The 23096-nt window shown below is 65.3% G+C and carries 15 protein-coding genes; 7 read left to right on the top strand and 8 right to left on the bottom strand.

Annotated features, from left to right (window positions below):
- Nucleotides 1–4: 4 nt before the first annotated feature.
- The 5 genes from F2P46_RS21330 to F2P46_RS21350 all read right to left on the bottom strand — a co-directional run bounded on the left by F2P46_RS21330 (nucleotide 5) and on the right by F2P46_RS21350 (nucleotide 7795).
- On the bottom strand, nucleotides 5–3619 hold the full coding sequence (locus F2P46_RS21330) for a tubulin-like doman-containing protein (protein WP_166893898.1): 3615 nt from the start codon (nucleotides 3617–3619) through the stop codon (nucleotides 5–7).
- A 57-nt stretch (nucleotides 3620–3676) separates the two neighbouring features.
- Nucleotides 3677–4129: a hypothetical protein gene (locus tag F2P46_RS21335; RefSeq protein ID WP_166893900.1), complete on the bottom strand. Its 453-nt coding sequence runs from the start codon at nucleotides 4127–4129 to the stop codon at nucleotides 3677–3679.
- Nucleotides 4130–4155: 26 nt separating this feature from the next.
- Entirely contained in the window at nucleotides 4156–5655 is a 1500-nt protein-coding gene (locus F2P46_RS21340; RefSeq protein WP_368737939.1) for a hypothetical protein, read from the bottom strand.
- Complete coding sequence (locus tag F2P46_RS21345; RefSeq protein WP_166893902.1) at nucleotides 5652–7136, bottom strand: hypothetical protein; 1485 nt, start codon at nucleotides 7134–7136, stop codon at nucleotides 5652–5654. Before F2P46_RS21345 ends, F2P46_RS21340 begins: the two co-directional genes overlap by 4 nt.
- A 191-nt stretch (nucleotides 7137–7327) precedes the next feature.
- On the bottom strand, nucleotides 7328–7795 hold the full coding sequence (locus F2P46_RS21350) for a cache domain-containing protein (RefSeq protein ID WP_166893904.1): 468 nt from the start codon (nucleotides 7793–7795) through the stop codon (nucleotides 7328–7330).
- A gap of 189 nt (nucleotides 7796–7984) precedes the next feature.
- Here F2P46_RS21350 and F2P46_RS21355 point away from each other — a divergent pair, with 189 nt between their 5' ends.
- A complete protein-coding gene (locus F2P46_RS21355) occupies nucleotides 7985–9049 on the top strand; it encodes a hypothetical protein (protein ID WP_166893906.1) in 1065 nt (354 codons plus the stop codon).
- 1 nt (nucleotide 9050) lies between these two features.
- Here the strand turns inward: F2P46_RS21355 and F2P46_RS21360 are convergent, their stop codons facing one another.
- Nucleotides 9051–9980, bottom strand: a complete 930-nt coding sequence (locus F2P46_RS21360; protein WP_229509381.1) for a LysR family transcriptional regulator — start codon at nucleotides 9978–9980, stop codon at nucleotides 9051–9053.
- Between the two features lie 109 nt (nucleotides 9981–10089).
- On the opposite strand from F2P46_RS21360, the gene F2P46_RS21365 reads away from it, so the two are divergent.
- Together F2P46_RS21365 and F2P46_RS21370 are read left to right on the top strand one after the other, a co-directional pair.
- Nucleotides 10090–10929: a phytanoyl-CoA dioxygenase family protein gene (locus F2P46_RS21365; protein WP_166893908.1), complete on the top strand. Its 840-nt coding sequence runs from the start codon at nucleotides 10090–10092 to the stop codon at nucleotides 10927–10929.
- Nucleotides 10930–10932: 3 nt separating this feature from the next.
- Entirely contained in the window at nucleotides 10933–11751 is an 819-nt protein-coding gene (locus tag F2P46_RS21370) for a TIM barrel protein (protein WP_166893910.1), read from the top strand.
- A 44-nt stretch (nucleotides 11752–11795) separates the two neighbouring features.
- On the opposite strand, the gene F2P46_RS21375 is transcribed toward F2P46_RS21370, so the two are convergent.
- The gene (locus F2P46_RS21375) at nucleotides 11796–14108 is read right to left on the bottom strand and encodes a CHASE domain-containing protein (RefSeq protein ID WP_166893912.1); all 2313 of its coding nucleotides are present in this window, start codon (nucleotides 14106–14108) and stop codon (nucleotides 11796–11798) included.
- 443 nt (nucleotides 14109–14551) lie between these two features.
- A complete protein-coding gene (locus F2P46_RS21380; RefSeq protein ID WP_166893914.1) occupies nucleotides 14552–15655 on the bottom strand; it encodes an HD domain-containing phosphohydrolase in 1104 nt (367 codons plus the stop codon).
- Between the two features lie 177 nt (nucleotides 15656–15832).
- Here F2P46_RS21380 and F2P46_RS21385 point away from each other — a divergent pair, with 177 nt between their 5' ends.
- The 4 genes from F2P46_RS21385 to F2P46_RS21400 are packed head-to-tail and all read left to right on the top strand — an operon-like array spanning nucleotide 15833 to nucleotide 23088.
- Nucleotides 15833–18163 (top strand): M1 family metallopeptidase, encoded by a 2331-nt coding sequence (locus F2P46_RS21385; RefSeq protein ID WP_166893916.1) that lies wholly within the window; start codon nucleotides 15833–15835, stop codon nucleotides 18161–18163.
- Nucleotides 18164–18215: 52 nt separating this feature from the next.
- The gene (locus F2P46_RS21390; protein WP_166893918.1) at nucleotides 18216–20579 is read left to right on the top strand and encodes a M1 family metallopeptidase; all 2364 of its coding nucleotides are present in this window, start codon (nucleotides 18216–18218) and stop codon (nucleotides 20577–20579) included.
- A complete protein-coding gene (locus tag F2P46_RS21395; RefSeq protein WP_166893920.1) occupies nucleotides 20576–21061 on the top strand; it encodes a DUF6702 family protein in 486 nt (161 codons plus the stop codon). The genes F2P46_RS21390 and F2P46_RS21395 overlap by 4 nt, the downstream gene beginning before the upstream one ends.
- A complete protein-coding gene (locus tag F2P46_RS21400; RefSeq protein ID WP_368737940.1) occupies nucleotides 21058–23088 on the top strand; it encodes a TonB-dependent receptor in 2031 nt (676 codons plus the stop codon). The genes F2P46_RS21395 and F2P46_RS21400 overlap by 4 nt, the downstream gene beginning before the upstream one ends.
- Nucleotides 23089–23096 lie beyond the last annotated feature (8 nt).

Consider the following 23096-nt stretch of genomic DNA (forward strand, 5'->3'; position numbering starts at 1 on the left):
GGCGTCAGTCCGGATCGGGTATGTCGTTGTCGGGGTCCGGGATGGCATCGTCGAACAAGGAGGCCAGCTCCGGCAGTTCGCCCGCGCTCTTCCACTTGTCGGCCTTGGGATTCCACTGCATGTTCCAGACCTTGGTCTGCGGCCCGGCTTCCGCGCGAGCGATGCGCAGCGCGATCTCGTCAATCGAAAACGGTCCCTGCTGCGCGCCGTTGACGAACAGTTTATAGCGCGCGCCCGCTGCCTGCGGCGGCGGCGCCACCGCGCGTGCGGCCAGCGCCTGCGCCGCCTCGGGCTCGCTGGCCAGGAAGGCCGCGCGAATGGCGCGCTTGTCGACCGATTTTTCCACTTCCCACGCGTAGGCGTCGCTGGCCGAACCGGGCACCGGTTCGGTCCACTCGGCCAGCGAGGCGCCGGCAGCGTCGATATCGCGCTGCGCCAGCGCCGGATTCATGGCGCGCGCGCGCTTGAACCACTCTTCGTACAGGCGGCGCGCGGTGATGTTCGGCAGCGACGGCGACGGCAGCTGGGCGCCGGTTTCATCGACTTCGAGCTTCGGTTCATACACGCGCTGCTGGAAGTGGCGCATCAGGGTCGCCAGCATGGTGAACTGGTTCGGTCCCAGCCTGGCCAGGCGCTGCTGCACGGCGGCGATGACCTGCTCGCGGTAGTACGGCGGCAGGCCGTTGGAGCGGATCGCGAACTCGTTGCCGATCTGGAGCCACTCGCCGGAACCCGGTTCGACTTCGAACAGGTACTGCCCGCGTGGCTGGAACGACGCTTCGCGGTCGGCCAGGTCGCTCTTGCGGCGGATCACGCCGAGCGCGTTGGCCTGCAAGAACCACTCGTAATCGTCGGCCAGGCGGTTCAGTTCATCCATCGACGGCGAAATCGGATGGCGAAAGCGCGTCGCGTCGAAATGCAGGTGGGTCGGAATCTTGGGGTTCTCGATCTGGTACGAGGTGCGCCAGGTCGGCAGGCCGCGCAGCACCGTCATCGGAAAGCCCGACAGCTCGATGTAGCACACCGCCTTGCCGGAAATGCCGGTGTTGACCACCGAAACCAGGTCGCCATGGAAGGAGCCGGCCGGCACGGCGGCGCGAATTTCGGTCTCCATCAGTCGCCAGGCGTTGACGTCGCCCACGCCGATGAAGCACTTGAACTGGTCGGCCCTGGGCGTGAACTCGGCGGAAAAGCGCGCGTTCATCCACGGCATGGCGCTTTTGAGCCACTCGCCGAAAATGCGCGCCCGCTCCTGCGGCGACATGGCGCCGAGGCGTTCGAGCAGGGGATCGACCGGTTCAGCGTCGTCCAGTTCTTCCACGCTGAGCTGGGTCTGGGCGCGGCGGAACAGCTTGAGCAGCAGGCTGGCGCGCAGTTTTTCGTCGCCCAGTTGCGGGAACAGGCGCGCGGAGCCGCCGAATTCGAGCAGCACTTCCTCGCTCCAGGCGTGGATGTCGCCGCTCAGGGCCACCGGGTCGGGCAGGATGTCGCTGGCCAGCTTGATGTAGGTCGCGTGTTCGTGGCGCGCGTCGGCGCGCAGCTGGTCGATGCGCTGGTCGACCGCGCCAAGCATGGCTTGCACGCAGCGGCGCCCTTCCTGGAATTCGCCGGCGATGCCGCTCCATACTGGCTGGCCCTGTTCATCGGTGCTTTGCGGGTCGCCCAGCCAGGACGACATGGTGCGCATGACCTCGATCGACTGGCCCGCCGCCACCGCCAGCAGGTGGAAGCGCAGGTAGTCGGCGATGTCGCGCTTGAGGTGGGCCATCACTTCGCGCGCCTGCGCATCCTTGCCGAACAGGCGGCTGGCCGCCTGCGACAGGTTGCCGAGCGACTCCTCGACCTGGCGCGTGCGCAGCGCGTCGCGGATGTCGCGATAGCACTTGCCATTGCGTTCGGCGTTGCCCAGGTCGCGCTGCAGCAGGCGCGCCTTGATCTGTTCCAGCAGCGAGAGCACGAATTCCAGGCCGCCCTGCTTGCGGTCGTCCAGCAGCGCGTACAACTGGGTGCGCGCGCGGCCCTTGAGACGCGTGGTCAGTTCATTCGTATGGCGCTTGATGCGGTCTTCGCTCGTTTCGGCGGTGGCGCCGGCTTCGCGGATGGCGTCGCGCTCGAGGTGCGGCAGCAGCTCGGCCACCTTTTCGCGCCACACACCCAGGTCGTACGAGGCCATGATGCGGTCCATCTCCAGCTGCACCTTGCTCTCGACCCGTTCCAGCAGCGAGCGCTGGTCCTTGTCCATCAGCAGCTGGTCGGTCAGCGCGTATTCCTGGAACGGGGTCAGGTCGACCGTGCCCTTCTTGAAGTCGGGGAATTCGTCGAACGGATGCTCGCTCATCGACATCTGCTCGCGCATGAAGATGTCGCGTTCCTGGTCGCCCGCGCGGCGCGCCGCCACGCCATCGCTGCCGGCCAGCCCGAAGAAGGCCTTGACCATCAGCGCGGCCAGTTCGTAGGCGCGGATATCGTCGCGCAGGCTTTGCTGGGTGTCGAGCACCGCCTGGCCGAAGGCCGAATACACCTTGGAGTACGACAGGCGCATGTCGCCGAAGCGCTGTTCCGGCACGCGCGGGTTGAACGGCCCGAGCTTGTGCTGTTGCTGGTTGACCGCGATCGAGCGCTTGCGGTTGGCAAAATCGGCCGAGGCGAAGTCTTCGAACAGAGTGTCGGCCACCATCTGGTAGACATCCATGACGTCGGCGGTGGCCTTGTTGGCCAGGTTGGCGGTATCGACGAAATACACATCGTCGAAGGGCGCGCCCTTGCCGACCAGGTTGTCCGGCTCGGCCCAGCGTACCTGCGCGTTCATGTCGCGCATGGTCGTCTCCAGCTCCATCAGGGTGGCGTAGGCGTTGGCCTCGGTGCGCTCCTTGTTGGCCTTGGCGAAACCGGACGGCATGAACAGGACCAGGTCGACCTGGTTGTCGGACACTTCCTGGCGCGCGATGGCCTTGGAAATCCAGCCCAGGTCGATGGCGCTGCCGGCGCCCGTGCCGCCCGCGCACGAGGCGATGACGACGATGCGGAACTTGGACGTATCGACCTGGAGCCCCAGGCGCTGGTAGGTTTCCTTGCGTTCGTTGCCGGCGTTGCTGCTCAAGAAATTGAGGGCGCCCTTGATGCGCCCGCGCAGCTTGGGATATTTGTCGAACAGGTACAGGCGCGCCAGCGCGCGGATCTGGCCCGCGCCCTTGGACGGATCGATCCCGAGCGAGCGCAGTTTTTTGGGCCGCAGCGGCATCCAGTTTTCGATCAGCGGAAAGCGCGCCAGGCTGTCGTCGGACTCGTGATACTGGGGCAGGTCGAGCGACTCGACCAGGCGCTCGTCGTCGCCCAGCTTGACCAGCTCGTACCACGGGTCGGTGCGCTGCGATTTTCCCTCGTCGATGATGGCGTTGTTATCGAGGTCGAAGTGCAGGAAGCGCGCGACCGGGAACTGCGCGATCGATTCGACGCGGGTCGGGTTGTGGCGGTTCCAGACCTCCGACAGGATGCGGCGGCGAATCCGCAGCATCACTTCCATGCCGGTGCCGCCGGCGCCGATGAACAGCGTGGGCCGCAGGTCGACCTTCAGTTCGGCCTTGGCCGCTGCACTGCCGGTGTTAGGAAATTCTGCCATTGTCATTGTCTTTCAATCATTGGGTCGTCACGTTGCGTCGGCGGCGGCGGGGGCGGATCAGCGCCGGCCCACGAACAGGGCCGCGCCGAGGGCGACCAGGCCAATCCCCACCAGCGGCGCGCTGATCGCCAGCGTCAGGAATTTACTCGCGTTGATGACCGCCAGCACCGCCGCCGCGCTCACGAACGACAGGCCGACGAACAGCAGCCAGCCGGCGCTGCCGGCAGTCGACGGCGCCACGCGCTTGACCACCAGGTGGTGCACATACGCGTTACGCACGAAAAAGTACACGATCAGCAGCACCAGGAACACAGCGCCGCCGATGGCCAGGTCGCGCGAGGCCGTATCGGTTGCGGGCGCACCAAGCACCGGCGCCACTTCGATCGGCGCCTGCGTGCTCAAGGCGCCGTCGGCGTCCTTGCCGGCCTGTCCGGCAGGCGCGCTGCTGTCGCCGGGAAGCTTGAAGCCGGGATCGGCGGGTGCGCTTGCGGGAGCCTGGGGATTTTGCATGAAGATCGTCCTGATAGAGTAAAAGTTTAGCGGCCCAAGCGTACCTGCGCGCCTTCGCGCAGGTCGATCAGTTGATGGCCGAACAGCGTGGTTTTCAGTTGCGCCACCTTGTTGCCCGCCTTGTCGTAGATCGGCTGCACGGTGCCGGCGCGCGCCTGCATGGTACGCAATTCGTCCTCCACCGTCACGTAGGCCTTGCGCGGGCGCGCCATGGCCAGCATGGCCCAAGCGGCGGCGCCCAGCAGCGCCAGCGCCGCGCCGATGGCGGCGACCAGCGGGCCAACGCCGTAATGGACCCGCACTTCGATCGGCAGCGCGGCGCTCGATCCGTTGATCTGGGCCGGCGGCGTAAAGATATCCGGCAGCGGGTCGCCCGGGAACAAGGTGGCCATGCGCTGGCGGAAATCCTGCGACAGCTCCAGCCGCTGCTCGCTCAGTTGCAGTTCGATCCGCCCCGGCAGCACGTAGGCCGAGCCGGCCGAGGTGACGGCCTTCAGCGACCACGTACCCGGCAGTTGCGTCACCGGCAGCTGCATGGTCGACGCCAGCGGCGCGCTCTTGCCCGGTGCCAGCTTGCTGACCTGGGTGCTGGCCAGTTCGATGGCGCGGTTTTCGCCGCCCAGCACCGAACGCGCACCGAGAGTGGCGCTGACGATGGTGTAGGGGTAGATGGTGTTCTCCAGGTTCCACTCGATTTTTGCGGCCGGCGCGCGCGTGCCGGCATCCACGTCGGCATGCAGCACGCCGCCGGGCGCCATCGAAAACGCCACGCCCGGCGCATCGTTGACCTTGCGCGGCACCAGGCGCAGCGTGTCGCGGTCGAGCGGTTTCAAGCGCGCGGCCGGTTCGGTGATGACGCGTTGCAGGCGGCCCGACAGCAGCAGCGCATCGAGCTCGCGCGCGCCCTGCGCGCCCACCGCGAACACGTACACCATCAGCCCATTGGCGCGGTACTGCGCGCCGCGCACCGGCATTTGCAGCGGGAACGCGAGCGCCTTGCTGATCGCGTCGCCACGGTGAATCAACTGGTAAAAATCGCGGTTGCGCAGCGCCGTGGCCTGGTCGTTGTTCGGGCTGTTGCGGTTGTTCGTGACCAGCCACACCAGGCCCGGCTTGCCGCCGAGCGCCGTGCCGATGGCCGAACCGACGGCTTCATTGAGGTCGGTGTCGGCCAGCGCCGTACCGCCCGGCTTGTGCGCGACCTCGAGCGCGGCCAGCGCCTTGACCACCTCGCGCCGCGTCGGCACCGGGTCGACCTTGAGCGAGAGCAGCGCCCTGGGCGACGGCGCGCCGGGCAGGCTCTGGTTGAAGGCGGCCAGCACCATCGGGTCGCCCGGACCGGTGGCGGCCATGATGATCTCGGCCACCAGCGGCTTGAAGGGCGAGGCCGGGTCGGTATAGAACGGCTCCATCCAGCCGGAATTCTGGATCAGGAACACGTGCGAGGCGGCCAATGCGGGAACGCTCGCGCACAGCAGGGCAACGCTGGCGGGAATGCACGCGTAGCGCGACAGCGCGCCGGTCACGGCAGTGCGTCCAGGCGCCAGCCGCGCACCTGGTTCCAGTCGGGATGGTGCAGCCACAAGCAGTTGTCGTACACGAAGGGCACGCACTCGAGCGGATGCGCCAGGCGCGCGATATCGTCGAGGATGACGTTGCGCTTGCCGATCCATTCGAACGTGGTGCGTGGGATGATGCGTCCGGCCAGCGCGTCTTCGGCCATGCCGGTGTACTGGTGAAAGCGCAGCACCAGGCCACTGGGCTGGCTGCGGTTGTTATTGAAGCCGCGCAGCAGCGGCAGCACCATGGCGTCGTCGTCGTGCGGATCTTCCACGTGCTCCAGGCCCCACGGTTCGTCCACCACCGCGTGGCCGCGCCGGAACAGCAGGCTGGCGAAACCGAGGCGCGCGCCGCTCAACGCTTCGCGCTGGCCGGCCAGCTTGCCCAGTTCGAGGAAAGAATAGGCCTGGCCGTCATGGCCGATCAGCCACAGGCGGCCGTCGCGGCTTTGGGTGGGGCCGCCGAACTGCAGGCGCGGCGACCATCCGGCCGGCCAGGCGATCCATTGCGGCGGCGCGCCCGGCTGCCATACCAGCTGGCCCTGGGCGTGCAGCCAGAACAGCTTGCCGTCGTAGCCGACCGGCCGCGCCCACTGGCCGGCCGGTGCGTCGCAGGCGTAGACGACTTCATTACTCATGTCGCTGTGCGCGCTCCACAGGACCGTGCCGGCCTCGCCGTGGACCAGACAGGCCACGTGGCGGCGCATGGCGCCCGGGGCGCTGGCGAGCAGGCCGTCGAACACGACTTCGGTGCGATACGTCTCGCTGACCGGATTGATGAACAGGCGGCGCAGGCCACGGTCGGTCGGCACCAGCGCCACTTCGCCGCGCCGTGGATCGCTTGCCGGCAGCCAGGCGTAGGACGCGGCCGGGACGCTAAAGGTCAGGTCGGACGCGTTCTCTTCCGGCGCCATGATGTGCCAGGCCTGGCCGAGCGGGTCCCAGTACTGCAGCACGTTGCGGGCGTGGGCCAGCGCGATCAGGCGCTGGGTGGGAAAACCGAAGGCGCCGGCCGCGAACACGCAGTGCGCGTTGGGCGGGGCCGGCATGTTGAGGTCGGGGCGGCCGGGGGCCGGCGCGGCCGGGCGTTCTTCCAGGTTCTCGCCCAGCGCCAGCGCGGTCACGTTCAAGCCATGCGGCACATGGCGCGGCAGCAGATGGTCGGACCATGGCCCCCACCAGTCGGGCGGCGTCTTGCCGCGTCCGGCCAGTTTGTCGAGCGGCGCGCCGCAGGTGGGGCAGAAGGCGAAACCTTCGGGATAGATGGGCGAGCAGTCGCAGGACAGCGGCAGCGAAGCGCCGAGCAGGTGCGCGATATCGGGGAGGCGCCCGCGCGACTGCGCCTGGCGCTCGATGCGGCCCAGTCCCTCGCTCGACGCCAGTTCAAACTGCGCCGTGTGTTCGTCTTCCAGCCATACGCTGCCGGGCGTTTCCCATCGGTGTGCCATGTCGCTTGCCGCCATATATGTATAAGAGTCGCGGCCCGTCAATGCGGGCCAGTGTTGCTCTTCAAATCATAGCGCAAACAGATTGCACACGCGGTTTATTTACCGGGTACCGTTCCACGGCATGTCAAGGGGCGGCTCGGGATGCCCGGAGGGAATCGTCCGCTTCGCCAAAGGCGAAACGGACGGGGACGCTATTTATAGGTACCCACGCCAATGAGCACATCGCCATTGCGCTCGATGTAGGTATTTTTCTCTTCCATAGCCTTGGTGATCGAATTGGGCCACTTGTAGCCGAACCAGCCGGTCCCCGCGGGGCTCTTGCCGATCTTGATGAATTCACGGATCGGAAACACCTCGCCGGCCTTCAGGTCGATCAGGTTCTTGCCGACCATCTTGGCATTCTGCCCGTGCGCGAGGGCGGTGCCGTCGAAGGTGAACATGAAGACGTACAAGTCACCCTTGATGAACTCTCCCTTGGGATCGTTGAAGGCGGCGATCGCCTTGTCGCGGCCATTCTCGTTGAGGTAGGCGCTGGCCTTCTTGACCATGGCCACCGCTTCGTCGGCCGTCCCGCGCTTGGGCGCGTCCTGCGCGCTGGCGGCACCAGCGAGGGTGATGGCAAACAGCGCGAACATCAGGTGCTTGAACAGTGACTTCATCTTTGTCTCCTTGCTTGGTCAGATGGTTGGGTCCGGCTTTGCGCCGTGTAGTTTTACCTGACGCTAACACATGCCCATTGGGTCATCGCAATTAATTACACAAAGCATTATTGCTTCGACAAGGAAGTGTGGCTCCCGAGCAAAACAGGGCACGTATAATGAACGCCATCGAAGACCTTGCACCGCACCATGACCTCCCCTGACCTGACTGCCGCCCCCTGGGGCGAGATTCCCGCGCACGCCGTCGACGCCGCCACCGCCCACCTGCGCGAGGTGCTCGCCACCGTCGTCGAACACGGCCCGGCGCAGCGCGCACTGGTGGTATACGACTGCCGCTCCGACCTGGCGCGCGCGCTCACCGAAGGCTACCGCCGCAACCTGCCCGACGCCGTCTTCATCGACTTCGACAGCGTCGCCCCCGAGGACGTGCTGGCCGCCTTCAAGGGCATGGCCGCGCACGACCTGGTGCTGCTGATCCAGTCGACCAACTTCCGCCTCGAAGCGTTCCGCATCCGGGTCGAGCTGTTCAAACTGGGACTGAAAGTGATCGAGCATGTGCACCTGTCGCGCATGCCGGGCGCGCAGGGAGAGCATTACATCGAATCGCTGGCCTACGACAGCGCCTATTACCGCGGCGTGGGCAAGGCGCTCAAGCGCCGCATCGACGCGGCATCCTCGGGCGTGGTGCACAGCGGCGGCGAAACGCTGGTGTTTGGCTCGCCGTTCGAATCGGCCAAACTGAATGTGGGCGACTACAGCGGCATGAACAACGTCGGCGGCCAGTTCCCGATCGGCGAAGTGTTCACCGAAGCGCAGGACCTTGAGGCGGTCAACGGGCGCGTGCGCATCCACGTCTTCGGCGACACCGCGTACATGGTCAACCGCCCCGAGACGCCGATCACGCTGATCGTCGAACGTGGCCGCGTGGTCGGCACGGAGGGCGCCACGCCGGAATTCGAACGCGTGCTGGAGATCATCCGGCTCGAGGAAGGCGAAGTCTGGCTGCGCGAACTGGGCTTCGGCATGAACCGCGCCTTTACCCGCGAGCGCCGCGTCAACGACATCGGCACCTATGAGCGCATGTGCGGCATCCACCTGTCGCTGGGGGCCAAGCACGGCGTCTACCAGAAGCCCGGCTTCAAGCGCAAGGATGCGCGCTACCACGTCGACATCTTCGCCGTGACCGAGGCCGTGTACCTGGACGATGAACTGGTCTACAAGGATGGCGCCTGGCAGGTCGGCGCCGAGGCGTAAACTAGACGAGGATGCCGGCCTGCGCCAGCGCCAGGTCCCACGGCGCCACGCGATACTCCTCCACCAAAAAATCGACCAGCGCCCGCACCTTGGGCGAGAGCTGGCGGCTGGCCGGGTACAGGGCCGACAGGTCGTTGAGCGGCAGCTGCCACTGCGGCAGCACTGGCGCCAGCGCGCCGTCGATCAGCTTTTGCCACGCCAGGAAGGTCGTGTTGTAGACGATGCCCAGCCCGCGCTCGGCCGCCTGCTGCAGCACCAGCCCGTTATTCGAGGTAAAACCGGCGTTGACCCGCACCGTGCGCCGTTCGCCGGCGCGTGTGAAATGCCAGCTGGTGCCGTCCGTCAGGTGGGAAAAATGCAGGCACTGGTGAGCTAGCAGTTCCTCGGGCGTTTGCGGCACGCCCCATTTGGCCAGGTAAGCGGGACTGGCGCACAGCACCCCGCGGCACGGCGCCAGGCGGCGCATGGCCAGGCCGCTGCTGTCGGGGATGCCGCCCACGCGGATGGTCAGGTCGAAGCCATGCCGGATCGGGTCGAGCAGCGCATCGTCGACGAACAAGGAGGGCGTGAGCAGCGGGTGGCGCAGGCTGAAACGGGCCACCGCGTCGGCCAGCCACGCGCCGCCGAAACCGGACGGCGCCTGGATCCGCAGCGCCCCCGCCAGGTCCGCGCCGGCCGGGCTGATGGCGCGCGCCGCCTCGCGCGCCTGCTCCACCGTCGCCTGGCACGGGGCCAGGTAGGCCTGGCCGGCGTCGGTCAGGCTCACCTCGCGGGTGGAGCGATGCAGCAGGCGCGCATCGAGCTTGCTTTCTAACTGCATGATCTGTTTGCTGACCATCGCGCGCGTGACGCCCAGGCGGCGAGCGGCGGCCGAAAAGCTGCGCAGGCGCGCCACCTCGACAAATATCTCCATTGCGCGCAATTGATCCATGTCGATAATTGTCAACCGGATGGCGACAATCTGTCAACCGATCCGGCGATTGCCGGGTTGCCGGAGCAACCCTACAATGGCAGCTTCCATCATGGCAGGAGCCACACCCATGCTCAGCACCGAACAACGCGACCAATTCCAGCGCGACGGCTACCTCGTCGTCCCCGATTTCAAGTCGATGGACGAGATCGCCAGACTGCGCCAGCGCGCCGGCGAGATTGTCAACGAATTCGATCCAGGCCAGGGCCGCTCGATCTTCACCACGCGCGACCAAACCACCGCGACCGACGAGTACTTCCTGCGCTCGGATAACACCATCCGCTGCTTTTTCGAGGAAGAAGCGTTTGGCCCGGACGGCCAGCTGCGCCAGGAAAAAGCCCTCTCGATCAACAAGATCGGGCACGCGATGCACGATCTCGATCCGGTGTTCGCCGCCTTTTCGCGCGATCCGAAACTGGCCGCGGTGGCGCGCGAGCTGGGCCTGGTCGACCCCAAAGTGTGGCAATCGATGTACATCTTCAAGCAGCCCGGCATCGGCGGCGAAGTGCGCTGGCACCAGGACGCCACCTTTTTCGAAACCACGCCGGTCAGCGTGACCACCTTCTGGTTCGCGCTGGAAGACGCTACCATCGACAATGGCTGCCTGTGGGTCGAACCGGGCGGGCACCGGGGACCGATGCGCGAGCGCTTCGTGCGCAACGGCGACGACATCAAGATGGAAACGCTCGACACCATGCCGTGGCCAAGCGACAGCAGCGCCGTGCCGCTCGAAGCGAAGGCCGGCAGCCTGGTATGTTTTCACGGTCTGCTGCCGCACTACAGCGCGCCGAACCGCTCGCCGGTGTCGCGCCATGCCTACACGCTGCATGCGACCGACGGCGCGACTACCTACTCGCCGCGCAACTGGATCCAGCGCGACGCCAGCTTTCCTGTGCGCGGCTTCGAGTAAGCGATGGACATCCGCATATTCGCCCCGCACTGGGGCAGCAACGAGCTCGCGCCCGCCGTGTTCATCGAGCGCGTGAAGGCGGCCGGCTTCGACGGCATTGAAATGTCGCTGCCGCTGGACGCCGCCGCGCGCGACGACTGGAGCGCGCGCATCGCCGACGCCGGCCTGCTGCTCATCGCGCAGCAGTGGGAAACCGCGTTCCATGCCGGGTTCGACGCCCACCGCGAGGCGCTGGCGACTTACCTCGTCAACGCCTGCGGCGCGCGTCCGCTGTTGGTCAACACGCACACCGGCAAGGACTTTTACACGCACGAACAGAACCTGGAACTGATCGCGCTGACGCAGGCCATCGCGCGCGAGCACGGCGTGCCGATCGTGCACGAGATCCACCGCAGCCGCTTCTCGGGCCATCCGATGCTGCTGCTGCCGTACCTGCGCGAGCTGCCCGAGCTGGAACTGACGGCCGACCTGTCGCACTGGTGCTGCGCCTGCGAATCGCTGCTGGAGGACCAGCCGGCCGCGCTGGCGGCGACCTTGCCGCACGTGCGCCACATCCACGCGCGCGTTGGCCATGCGCAGGGACCGCAGGTGAGCGACTTCCGCGACCCGCGCTTCGCGGCCGAGCTGGCGCGCCATCTTCAGTGGTGGGACCGCATCGTGGCACTGCGCCGCGCCGCCGGCGCCACATTGACGACGCTCACGCCCGAATTCGGCCCGCCGCCGTACACCCAGAGCATGCCGTTCAGCGGCGAGCCGCTCTCGAATGCATGGGACCAGAACGTGGCGATGTTGCGCCTGCTCAGGGAACGCTACGGCGCCTGACTCCGTCCAGCTGCCCCCGGCGGTGGACACCGCCGTGGCTTCCCTTACATCAGCAGCATGTTCACCTCGGCCGCTTCGCTCTCGCGGTTGGGCGCCTTGCGCGGAATGCGGATCGTCACGCTGGTGCCATGCTCGGGCGAGGATTCGATCTCGATGCTTCCGCCCAGCATGCCGGTGACGATGTTGTAGACGATATTCATCCCCAGCCCCGAGCCGCCCTGTCCCATCTTGGTCGTAAAAAATGGATCGAACACCTGGTGCAGGATCTTGGGCGGCATGCCCACCCCATCGTCGCTGAAAATGAGCAGCAGCTTGTCATCCTCGATTTCGCGCGCGGTGATCGTAATGAGCGCGCTGGCGCGCCCCTCGAACGCGTGCAGCAGCGCGTTGTTGAGCAGGTTCGACAGCACCTGTCCCACGCTGCCAGGATAGGAATCGAGCACCATGCTGGTCGGGCCATCCACGCGCGTCTCGCAATTGGCGCGCCGCAGCTGCGCCGCGTAGGTCGCCAGCGTATCGCGCACCAGGTCGCACAGATCGAAGCGGCGGCGCTGGTCGCAGGTCTGGTCCACCGCCACCTGCTTGAACGAGGTAATCAGGTCGCCCGCGCGGCGCAGCGAACTGGCCATGATGTCGCACGCCAGGCGCGTGTCGGCCATGTGCGCCTCCAGCGCCGAACGCTTGATGCCGCCGCCGGCATACTTGCGCTCGAAGTCGGCCACCATGTCGGCCAGCGCGGTGGCGGTCAACAGGCTGTTGCCGATCGGGGTATTGAGTTCATGCGCGATGCCGGCCACCAGCGACCCGAGGGACGCCATTTTTTCGGATGTGATCAGATTGGTCTGGGCTTGCTTGAGCGTGGCCAGCACCGTCGACAGGTCGCGATGCGCGCTTTCGACGTTGGCCTTTTGCTGTTCGAGTTCGGCCAGGCTGTGCTCCAGGCCATCCTTGGCGTCGACCAGCGCCGCCTCGGTGTGTTTGCGGTCGCTGATATTCTGGATCACCCACACGCCGCCCTTCGACAGGTCCGACGCGTCGAGCGCCTTGCCGTTGATCAGGCACCAGATCGTGCTGCCGTCCTTGCGCAGCAGTTTCAGTTCGCCCTGCCAGCGCCGGCTTTGCGGATCGACCGCGAACGGATCGGCCGCACCGGCCGTCGCCGCGCGCGAGAGCACCTGCGTCTGGCAGCCCGCCAGCTCGCCCGGCGCATAACCCATCATCTCCTCCATGCCCCGGTTGCAGCGCATGATCACGCCATGCGAGAACAGCGCGATGCCGACATTGGCGCTGTCCTGGAAGGCGCGCTGCTCATCGAGCGTCACGCGCACCTGCTGCGCCAGGGTGCGGCTGCGGCGCGAGGCGATCATCAGCGCCGCGATCAGGGTGCTGATCACCAGGCCGCCGGCGGCGATGACCAGCACCGGCCGCACATCGCGGCTGTAGCGGCTTCCCGGCAGCGCCTGGAAGCGCATCACCCACTGGCGCTGCGCCACGTTAAGACGCGCTTCGCTGCGCACGCCGGGCAGCGCCAGCGCATCGGCGCGGGTGGTATCGAACATCACGTTCGACGCGGCGAAAGGCGCGGCCGCGCCCTCGGCCACATTGCCGGCATCGTGGATGCGAAACGCCATCTGGTTCAACAGCGACGGCTCGATCACCTCGTGCATCAGGTTCTTCACGCGGAACACGATCGCCACCATGCCGATCAGCGCGGCGCGCCGTTCGGCCACGGTGGTCAGCGGCATATTCTGGCGATAGACCGGCGCGCGCGCCACGAAGCCGGGCTGGCCGGTGTCGTCCTGCACCAGCGTGATGCGTTCGGTGGCGACGATCTCGCCGCTGTCGCGGCCCGATTCGACCGCCTGCAAGTGCGGCGGCAACGCGGCCAGATCGAGGCCGAAGGCGTTCTCGTTCCCCTTGAGCGGCTCGGTGTATTCGATAATGAAGTGCTCGGCGCGCACCACCGGCGGATGGACGGCGAAGGTCGGATAACCTTGCGCGACCAGGCGCGTATCGCGTCGCACGGCGTCGGTGAAGCGGACCAGGTCGGCGGCCGGCACGAGGCGCACGAACTGGATCGCCTGGAAGCCGGGGTAGCGCGTGGTCAGATTGAGTTCGCGCACGAAGCGGGCGAACTGCGCGCGGTCGACCTGGTCGGTGACGGCGAAGGCGCCCTTAATACTGAGCAGCATATCGAAATAGGTTTGCAGGCGCACGTTGGTGTCGGTGGCGACCTTGTCGGCGTCGCGCTGGAAGGCGGCCGCAATGCGCGCCTGCTGCGCATCGAGTACGGCTATGCAGGTCCACATGGTCAGACAAATACCGACTACAAAGGCCAGGTATCCTTGAGTCCGCATCGGTTTGCTCCACGTTGTACCGAAGGCCGGGCGCACCCGGGTATGCGAATTGACTATAGCATATTGGTATGCGGAAATCGCACAAATGGCGCGGCCCAACAACACTTCCGTACCGCCCCCGACTTCCTACCGTTTCTCCTCTAAAACTTCCTACTACCGGGCTCAGAGCTTTGACTTGAAACCTTGCCCACTAAACACAAACCCGCCAACCGGGGTCTGACCTCTGATTCGAAACATTGCACCAGAACAGCCCGTGCAACCCACGTACAGAACCCGCTTTTGCCACGAAAACGGTTTCAACGCAGGACGAGCACCGCTGACCGAGCGCGTTATCGGGTTTTACAAGGGCTGGGGGACTGCAAATCGATGTCGCGATGAAAAAAATTTCGAATCAGAGGTCAGACCCCGGTGCGGCATCAGTGGGGCAACAAAAAAGTTGCAAGTTAAAGCTCTGAGCCCGGTTGGCGCGGCGGGAAGTCGGCGGCGATGGCTTTGAAGCGTTCTTCGATCGCCAGCATCGCGTCCACCACGTCCGGATCGAAATGTTCGCCGCGCCCCTGGCGGATCAGCTCGACCGCCGTTTCGTGCGTGAACGCCGGCCGGTACGCGCGCGCCGTGGTCAAGGCGTCGTACACGTCGGCCACCGCCATCAAGCGCGCCGACAGTGCAATCGCATCCCCCGCCAGCCCTTGCGGATAGCCCGAGCCGTCCCACTTTTCGTGGTGCGAGTAGGCGATCTCGCGCGCGTAACGCAAAAAGCCGTTGCTGCCCCCGAGCGTGCGTTCGACGCCGGCAATCGCGTCACGCCCGTACACGGTGTGCAGTTTCATCAGCTCGAATTCGCTGTCGCTTAATTTGCCCGGCTTGAGCAGGACCGCGTCGGGCACGCCCACCTTGCCGATATCGTGCAGCAGCGCCGCCTTGTGCAGCAGCGCGATCGCCTCGTTGGTCAGTTCGGCCGTGTAGGCCGCCACAAAGCGCAGCTCGCGCGCCAGCGCCGTCACGAAGCGCTGCGTGCGCAGCAGATGCTGGCCCACGCCGGGGTCGCGCGATTCGGCCAACACCGCCATCGCCAGCACCGTGGCGTCCTGCATCAAGCCGGCGTCGCGCACCCGCTCGGCCACCAGGTGCTCGAAATGGCGATGCTGGTCGCGCAGCATGGCGTCGGCCGCGCGCAGGTTGAGCTGGGTGGCCACACGCGCCAGCAGCGCCGCCGGCGACAACGGCAGCCGCACCACGTCGGCCACGCCGTCGCGCCACGCGCGCTCTTCAAGCTGCGCGTCACCTTCGGCAATGAGCATGATCACGGGCGTCTCGCTGCTCAATACCTGGCACTTCAAGCCGTGAAACACGCGCAGGCTGTCGGCATCGGCCAACGCGCCGCCGAGCACGATCAGGTCCGGCCGCGGCGCCTGCTGCGCAATGCGCAATGCGTCCTCGCCATTGCGCGCCAGGCGCACGTGGTAACGCTCCTGCAGCAGCTCTTCGATCTGTACAAGGTTGTCGGATACACCATCCAGAATCAGGATGCTTGCCTTGAAATTCATGTCCATTCCGCCACGCCTCCCGCGCCCGCACAGCCGCAACAATCGGCCCCGGCAATCATAGCGTGCGCCCGCGTGTATGTTTCAGCTTTTTTACAATTCCCTGAAACAATTGACTAATCGGTACGTTTAGAATACCTCCTCTTTTTCACGAGAAAAGCCAGGGAAAACATGATCCGTATGCCGGTCTTAGCTGCGTTGTTCGTCATTGCGGGCATCGCCCCGGCCGCCGAACCGTTCGACGACAAGTTCCGCCAGCTCGAGGAAGTGCTGCCGACGCCGAACACGATCCGCAATGCCGCCGGCGCTCCCGGCCACGCTTACTGGCAGCAGCGCGCCGATTACACGATCCGCGCGCGCCTCGATGAAAACAAGCGCAGCATCAGCGCGACCGAAACGGTCACCTACCACAACAACTCGCCGGACACCCTGTCCTACCTGTGGGTGCAACTGGACCAGAACATCTTCAAGAGCGATTCGGATGCGCGCATGTCGGCCACGGTGGCCTCGCGCGAGGCCTGGGCCAAGGCGCGCAGCGACGAAGACGGCATGCGCTTCGAAGGCATGCGCTCGATCCTGGAAAACCCCGGCTTCGATGGCGGCTTTGCCATCGGCGCGGTCAAGGGTGCGGACGGCAAGCCGCTGCGCTACACGATCAACAAGACCATGATGCGGATCGACCTGCCGCAGCCAATGAAGCCGGGCGCGCGCCTGTCGTTCAACATCGACTTCAGCTTCAACATTAGTGACGCCAAGGTGCAGGGCGGGCGCACCGGTTACGAAAAATTCGACGACAAGAACGACCTGTTCGAAATCGCGCACTGGTTCCCGCGCATGGCCGCTTACTACGACGTGTATGGCTGGCAGCACAAGCAGTTCCTCGGCGCCGGCGAATTTACGCTCGAATTCGGCGACTACGACGTCCAGCTGACCGTCCCGGCCGACCATATTGTGGCCAGCACGGGCGAGCTGCAAAACCCGGGCGAGGTGTTGACGGCGGCCCAGCGCGAGCGCCTGAAAAAGGCGCGCACCAGCAGCAAACCGGTGATCATCGTCACCCAGCAGGAAGCCGAGGCGGCCGAAAAATCGCGCGCCAGCGGCACCCGTACCTGGCACTACAAGGCGAAGAACGTGCGCGATTTCGCCTTCGCCAGCAGCCGCAAGTTCATCTGGGACGCGCAGGGCTACAAGAAGGGCGGCACCGACACGATGGCCATGTCGTACTATCCCAAGGAAGGCAATCCGCTGTGGGAAAAGTATTCGACCCAGGCTATCGTCCACACCATCGAACAGTACAACAAGTATTCGCTGGACTACCCGTACCCGGCGGCGATCTCGGTCAATGGCCCGATCGGCGGCATGGAATACCCGATGATTTCGTTTAACGGCCCGCGTCCGACCAAGGACAAGAAGACCGGTGAACTGACCTATTCCAAGCGCACCAAGTATGGCCTGATCGGCGTGATCATCCACGAGGTGGGCCATAACTACTTCCCGATGATCGTCAATTCCGACGAGCGCCAATGGACCTGGATGGACGAGGGCCTGAACACTTTCATCCAGGGCCTGGCGCAGAACGCGTGGGAAGAAAATTACCCGCAGTCGCGCGGCGAAGCGCGCACCATCGTCGACTACATGCGTTCGCGCGACCAGGTGCCGATCATGACGAATTCCGAGTCGCTGCTGCAGTTCGGGAACAACGCCTACGCCAAGCCGGCGGCGGCCCTGAACGTGCTGCGCGAGACGGTGCTGGGGCGCGAGCTGTTCGACTTCGCTTTCCGCGAATACGCGCAGCGCTGGAAGTTCAAGCGCCCGACGCCATCGGACTTTTTCCGCACCATGGAAGACGCTTCCGGCACGGACCTCGACTGGTTCTGGCGCGGCTGGTTCTACACCACCGACGCGGTCGATGTCAGCGTGGACGGCATCAGCGAATACGGCGTGAGCACCAAGAACCCGGAAATCGAAAAAGCCTGGAAGAAGTCGCAGAAGGATGCCGAGCCGGTGTCGGTGACGACCCAGCGCGACAAGGGTACGCCGCGCCGCGTCGACGCGCATCCGGAGCTGAAGGACTTCTACAACGAGCACGACGACTTCACCGTCACCAACAAGGACCGCAACACCTACCAGGAAGCCGTCGAAGGCCTGGAAGACTGGGAAAAGGCGCTGCTGGCCAAGGGCAAGCACCTGTACCTGGTCGACTTTTCCAACATCGGAGGGCTGGTGACGCCGCTGGTGCTCGAAATTGAACTCAAGTCCGGCAAAAAGTATATCGAGCGCATTCCGGCCGAAGTGTGGCGCTACTCGTCCAAGAAGATCACGAAGCTGATCGTCACCGACGAACCGCTGGTGGGCCTGACCCAGGACCCATACTGGGAAACGGCCGATATCGACAACAGCAACAACGCCTGGCCGCGCAAGATCACGCCATCGCGCCTGGAGCTGTTCAAGACCGACCGCACCAAGGACGACTTGATGAAGGACTTCAACACGCCGTTGAAGACCAAGTAGCAAGGCGGGCGCGATAAGGCGCCCGCTTTTTCATGACACTACCCTGCCCCCAATGATCATCAAACACCTTTCCCTGGCCCTGGCGGCCTGCCTGGCTGGCGCCGCCGCCAGCGCGGCGCCGGCCTTCGACGACAAGTTCCGCCAGCTCGACGAACTGCTGCCCACGCCCGGCATCACGCGCACTGCGTCCGGCGCGCCCGGCCACGCCTACTGGCAGCAGCGCGCCGACTACAAGCTGCGCGCCACGCTCGATGAAGCCAGGCGTCGCATCGACGGCAGCGGCACGGTCACGTACCACAACAATTCGCCGGACACGCTGTCGTACCTGTGGGTGCAGCTGGACCAGAACATGTTCCGCGCCGATTCGGACAACCGCGCCATTGCCACCGTACCGTCGCGCGAGGCCTGGGCCAAGGCGACCGAGGCGGACGGCATGCGTTTCGAGGCGATGCGCTTCATCGTCGATAGCCGCACGTTTGACGGCGGCTTCAATATCACGAGCTTGAGCGATGGCGGCGGCCAGCCGCTCAGGCACACCATCAACAAGACCATGATGCGGATCGACTTGCCGCAGCCGATGAAGCCCGGTTCACGCTTTTCGTTCCAGATGGTGTGGAACTTCAACATCCCCGAAATGAATGTGCTCGGTCGCCGCTCGGGCTACGAAAAATTCGAGGAAGACAAGAACGACCTGTTCGAAGTGGCGCAGTGGTACCCACGCATGGCGGCCTACTACGACGCCGCCGGCTGGCAGAACAAGCAGTACCTGGGCGACGGCGAATTCACGCTGGAATTCGGCGACTACGATATCGAACTGACCGTCCCGGCCGACCATATCGTGGCCAGCACGGGCGAACTGCAAAATCCGGGCGCGGTACTGACGGCCACCCAGCGCGAACGCTTGCAACAGGCCCGCAGCAGCGCCAAGCCGGTGCTGATCGTCACCCAGAAAGAGGCCGAAGCGGCCGAAAAATCGCGCTCAAGCGCCAGCAAGACGTGGCACTACAAGGCCAAAAACGTGCGCGATTTCGCCTTTGCCAGCAGCCGCAAATTCATCTGGGACGCGCAGGGCTACAAGAAGGGCGACACCGACGTGATGGCGATGTCCTACTACCCGAAGGAAGGCAATCCGCTGTGGGAGCGCTATTCGACCCAGGCCATCGTCCACACCATCGAGCAGTACAACAAGTACGCCTTCGACTATCCGTATCCGATCGCCATTTCGGTCAACGGCCCGGTGGGCGGCATGGAGTACCCGATGATTTCGTTTAACGGTCCGCGTCCGACCAAGGACAAGAAGACCGGTGAACTGACCTACTCGCGCCGCACCAAGTATGGCCTGATCGGCGTGATCATCCACGAGGTGGGCCACAACTACTTCCCGATGATCGTCAATTCCGACGAGCGCCAGTGGACCTGGATGGACGAAGGCCTGAACAGCTTCCTGGAGTACCTGTCCGAGCGCGCCTGGGAAGACAACTTCCCCGACACGCGCGGCGACCCGCGCGCCATCGTCGACTACATGCGCAGCAAGAACCAGGTGCCGGTGATGACCAATTCGGAGTCGGTTCTCCAGCGCGGCAACAACGCCTACGCCAAGCCGGCCACCTCGCTGATCGTGCTGCGCGAGACGGTGCTGGGACGCGAATTGTTCGACTTCGCCTTTCGCGAGTACGCGCAGCGCTGGAAGTTCAAGCGCCCTACCCCGGCCGACTTTTTCCGCACCATGGAAGACGCTTCCGGCACCGACCTCGACTGGTTCTGGCGCGGCTGGTTCTACACCACCGATGCGGTTGACGTCAGCGTGGACGGCATCACCGAATACGGCGTGAGCAGCAAGAACCCGGAGATCGAAAAAGCCTGGAAGAAGTCGCAAAAGGAGGCCGAGCCGGTGTCGGTGACGAGCCAGCGCGACAAGGGCACGCCGCGCCGTGTCGATGCGCATGCGCAGCTGAAGGACTTCTACAACGAGCATGATGACTTCACCGTCACCAACAAGGACCGCAACAAGTACCAGGAGGCCGTGGAAGGACTGGAAGGCTGGGAAAAAGCGCTGCTGGCCAAGGGCAAGCACCTGTACCTGGTCGATTTTTCCAACATCGGCGGACTGGTGACGCCGCTGGTGCTCGAGATTGAACTCAAGTCCGGCAAAAAGACCATCGAGCGCATTCCGGCCGAAGTATGGCGCTATTCGTCGAAGAAGATCACGAAGCTGATCGTCACCGACGAACCGATGGTGGGCCTGACCCAGGACCCGTATTGGGAAACGGCCGATACGGACGTGTCCAACAACGCGTGGCCGCGGAGAATCACGCCTTCGCGCCTGGAGCTGTTCAAGACCGACCGCACCAAGGATGACCTGATGAAGGACTTCAATACACCGTTGAAGTCCAAAGACAGCAAGGCCGCGCAATGAAGCGTCGCCTCGCGCTCGGCGCGCTGCTGGCGTGCGCCTGCGCAGGCGCGTGGGCGCACCGCTTCCACGCGGGGATCACCGATATCTCGTTCAACCGGAACACCGGCAGCATCGAAGTCGTGCACACCTACATGGCGCACGATATCGAGGCGCTGCTGGCCAACCTGTACCAGCGCCAGTTCGACTTGTCCGACCCGCAGGACGAAGCGGTGCTGCGCAAGTACATCGACAAGCAGTTCTACCTGCTCGGCGCCGACCGGGCGCGCCTGCCCCTGCGCTGGGTCGGCGTGAGCACCAGCGTCGAGAGCGTGGTGATCTACCAGGAGGTGGAAAAGACCGCGCTGGCGGTCGCCGTGCGCGCGCACGACGAGGTCTTGTCCGATTTTTTGCCGGACCAGGTCAATACCGTCAACATCAACCATGCCGGCGCCATCGCCACCCTCACCTTCGACCGCCACAAGAAAGAACTCGACTTACCGTGACCACGCACAGCGCTTTACGCCTTACCCCGATCGCCCTTTCCTTCCTGTTGTGTCATGTCGTCGCGCGCGCCGACGATCTTGTTTTGCAGCGCGTGCTGATCGACGGCTCGCGCGCCAGCCAACTGGGCATCGCCGATTCGGCCAATGCCGGCAGCATCAATCAGAAGCAGCTGGAAATGCGCACCGTGTACCGCCCGGGCGAACTGCTCGAAGCGGCGCCCGGCCTGATCGCCACCCAGCACAGCGGCGAGGGCAAGGCCAACCAGTTTTTCCTGCGCGGCTTTAACCTCGATCACGGCACCGACCTGCGCACCACGGTCGACGACATGCCGGTCAACCAGCGCAGCCACGCCCACGGCCAGGGCTGGACCGACCTCAATTTTCTGATTCCCGAGCTGGCCGCGCGCATGGATTACCGCAAAGGCCCGTACTCGGCGCGCGATGGCGACTTTGCCTCGGCCGGCGCGGCGGCGGTCACCTACGCCAACCGGCTGGCGCAAACGACCACCAGCGCCAGCGTGGGGCAGAACGGCTTTGCCCGCGCCCTGCTGGCCGGTTCGCCCGAGGCGGGTGCCGGCAACCTGCTGTACGCGCTGGAAGTGCTGCACAACGACGGTCCGTTCACCCGCCCCGACGACTACCGCAAGGTCAACGCCGTGCTGCGGTTCAGCCAGGGCTACGCCAACAACGGCTTTACCATCAGCGCCATGGCCTACCGCGCCAGCTGGAATGCGACCGACCAGATTCCCCGCCGCGCCGTCGATGACGGTTCCCTGGGCCGCTTCGACGCCATCGACGACAGCGACGGCGGCCAGGCGCGCCGCTACAGCGTCTCGGGCGCGTGGCGCCGCACCGGCGCGGAGCAGGCGTCGAAGGTCAACGCCTACGTGATCCGCAACCAGCTCGACCTGTATTCGAACTTCACCTATTTTCTCAACGACCCGGTCAACGGCGACCAGTTCAGCCAGCCGGACCGGCGCGTGACCAGCGGCGTGGACGCCACCCACACCTGGCATGGTCACGGCACCGGGGCCACCGCCGACCTGACGGTCGGCCTGCAGCTCCAGAACGACAATATCTTCAACGGCTTGTACAACACGCGCCGGCGCGAACGCCTCTCCACCACACGCGAAGACCATGTCGTCGAGACCAGCCTTGGCCTGTTCGCCGAACACCAGGTGCGCTGGAGCGAGAAGCTGCGCAGCGTGGCCGGCCTGCGCGCCGACAGCTACCGCTTCGACGTGCGCGATAGCGCCAGCGGCGGCGCTGCGCGCGCACGCGACAATCAGCTCAGTCCTTCGCTGAACCTGATCTTCGGGCCGTGGGCGCAGACCGAGTGGTATCTCAACGCCGGCAATGGCTTTCACAGTAACGATGCGCGCGGCACGGTCGAGCGCACCACGCCGGCTCCGGGCCTGGCGCGCACGCGCGGGCTGGAAGTGGGCGTGCGCAGCGAACTTGTGCCCAAGCTGCAAAGCGCGCTGTCGCTGTACCGGCTCGACATGGCGTCGGAACTGGTCTACGTCGGCGACGCCGGCAACACCGAAGCCGGCCCCGCCAGCCGCCGCACCGGGATCGAGCTGTCGAACTATTACAAGCCGTTCAAGTGGCTCTCGCTCGACCTGGACCTGGCCTTTGCCAAAGCCCGCGCACGCGGCGCGGGCGTGGCTGCGGGCGCGGACCGCATCGCCGGCGCGGTCGAAGGCGTGGGCCAGTTCGCGCTGACGCTCGATCACGGCCCCTGGTCGGGCGCGTTGCGCCTGCGCTACGTGGGCGCGCGTGCGCTCGTCGAAGACAACAGCGTGCGCGCAGCGGGCAGCACCAGCATGAATGGCCGCATCGGCTACCGCCTCGCCAACGGCCTGCTGCTCGAGATCGAAGGCTTCAACCTGACCAACCGGCGCGATTCGGCGATCGCCTATTATTATGAGTCGCGCCTGGCCGGCGAGGCGACCGCGCGCGAGGACGTGCACTTCCACCCGATCGAATCGCGCTCGCTGCGGCTGACGCTTGTGAAAAAGTGGTAAGTGCCCAC

The sequence above is a fragment of the Massilia sp. CCM 8734 genome (assembly GCF_011682155.1).
Taxonomy (GTDB): Bacteria; Pseudomonadota; Gammaproteobacteria; order Burkholderiales; family Burkholderiaceae_D; genus Telluria_A; species Telluria_A rubra.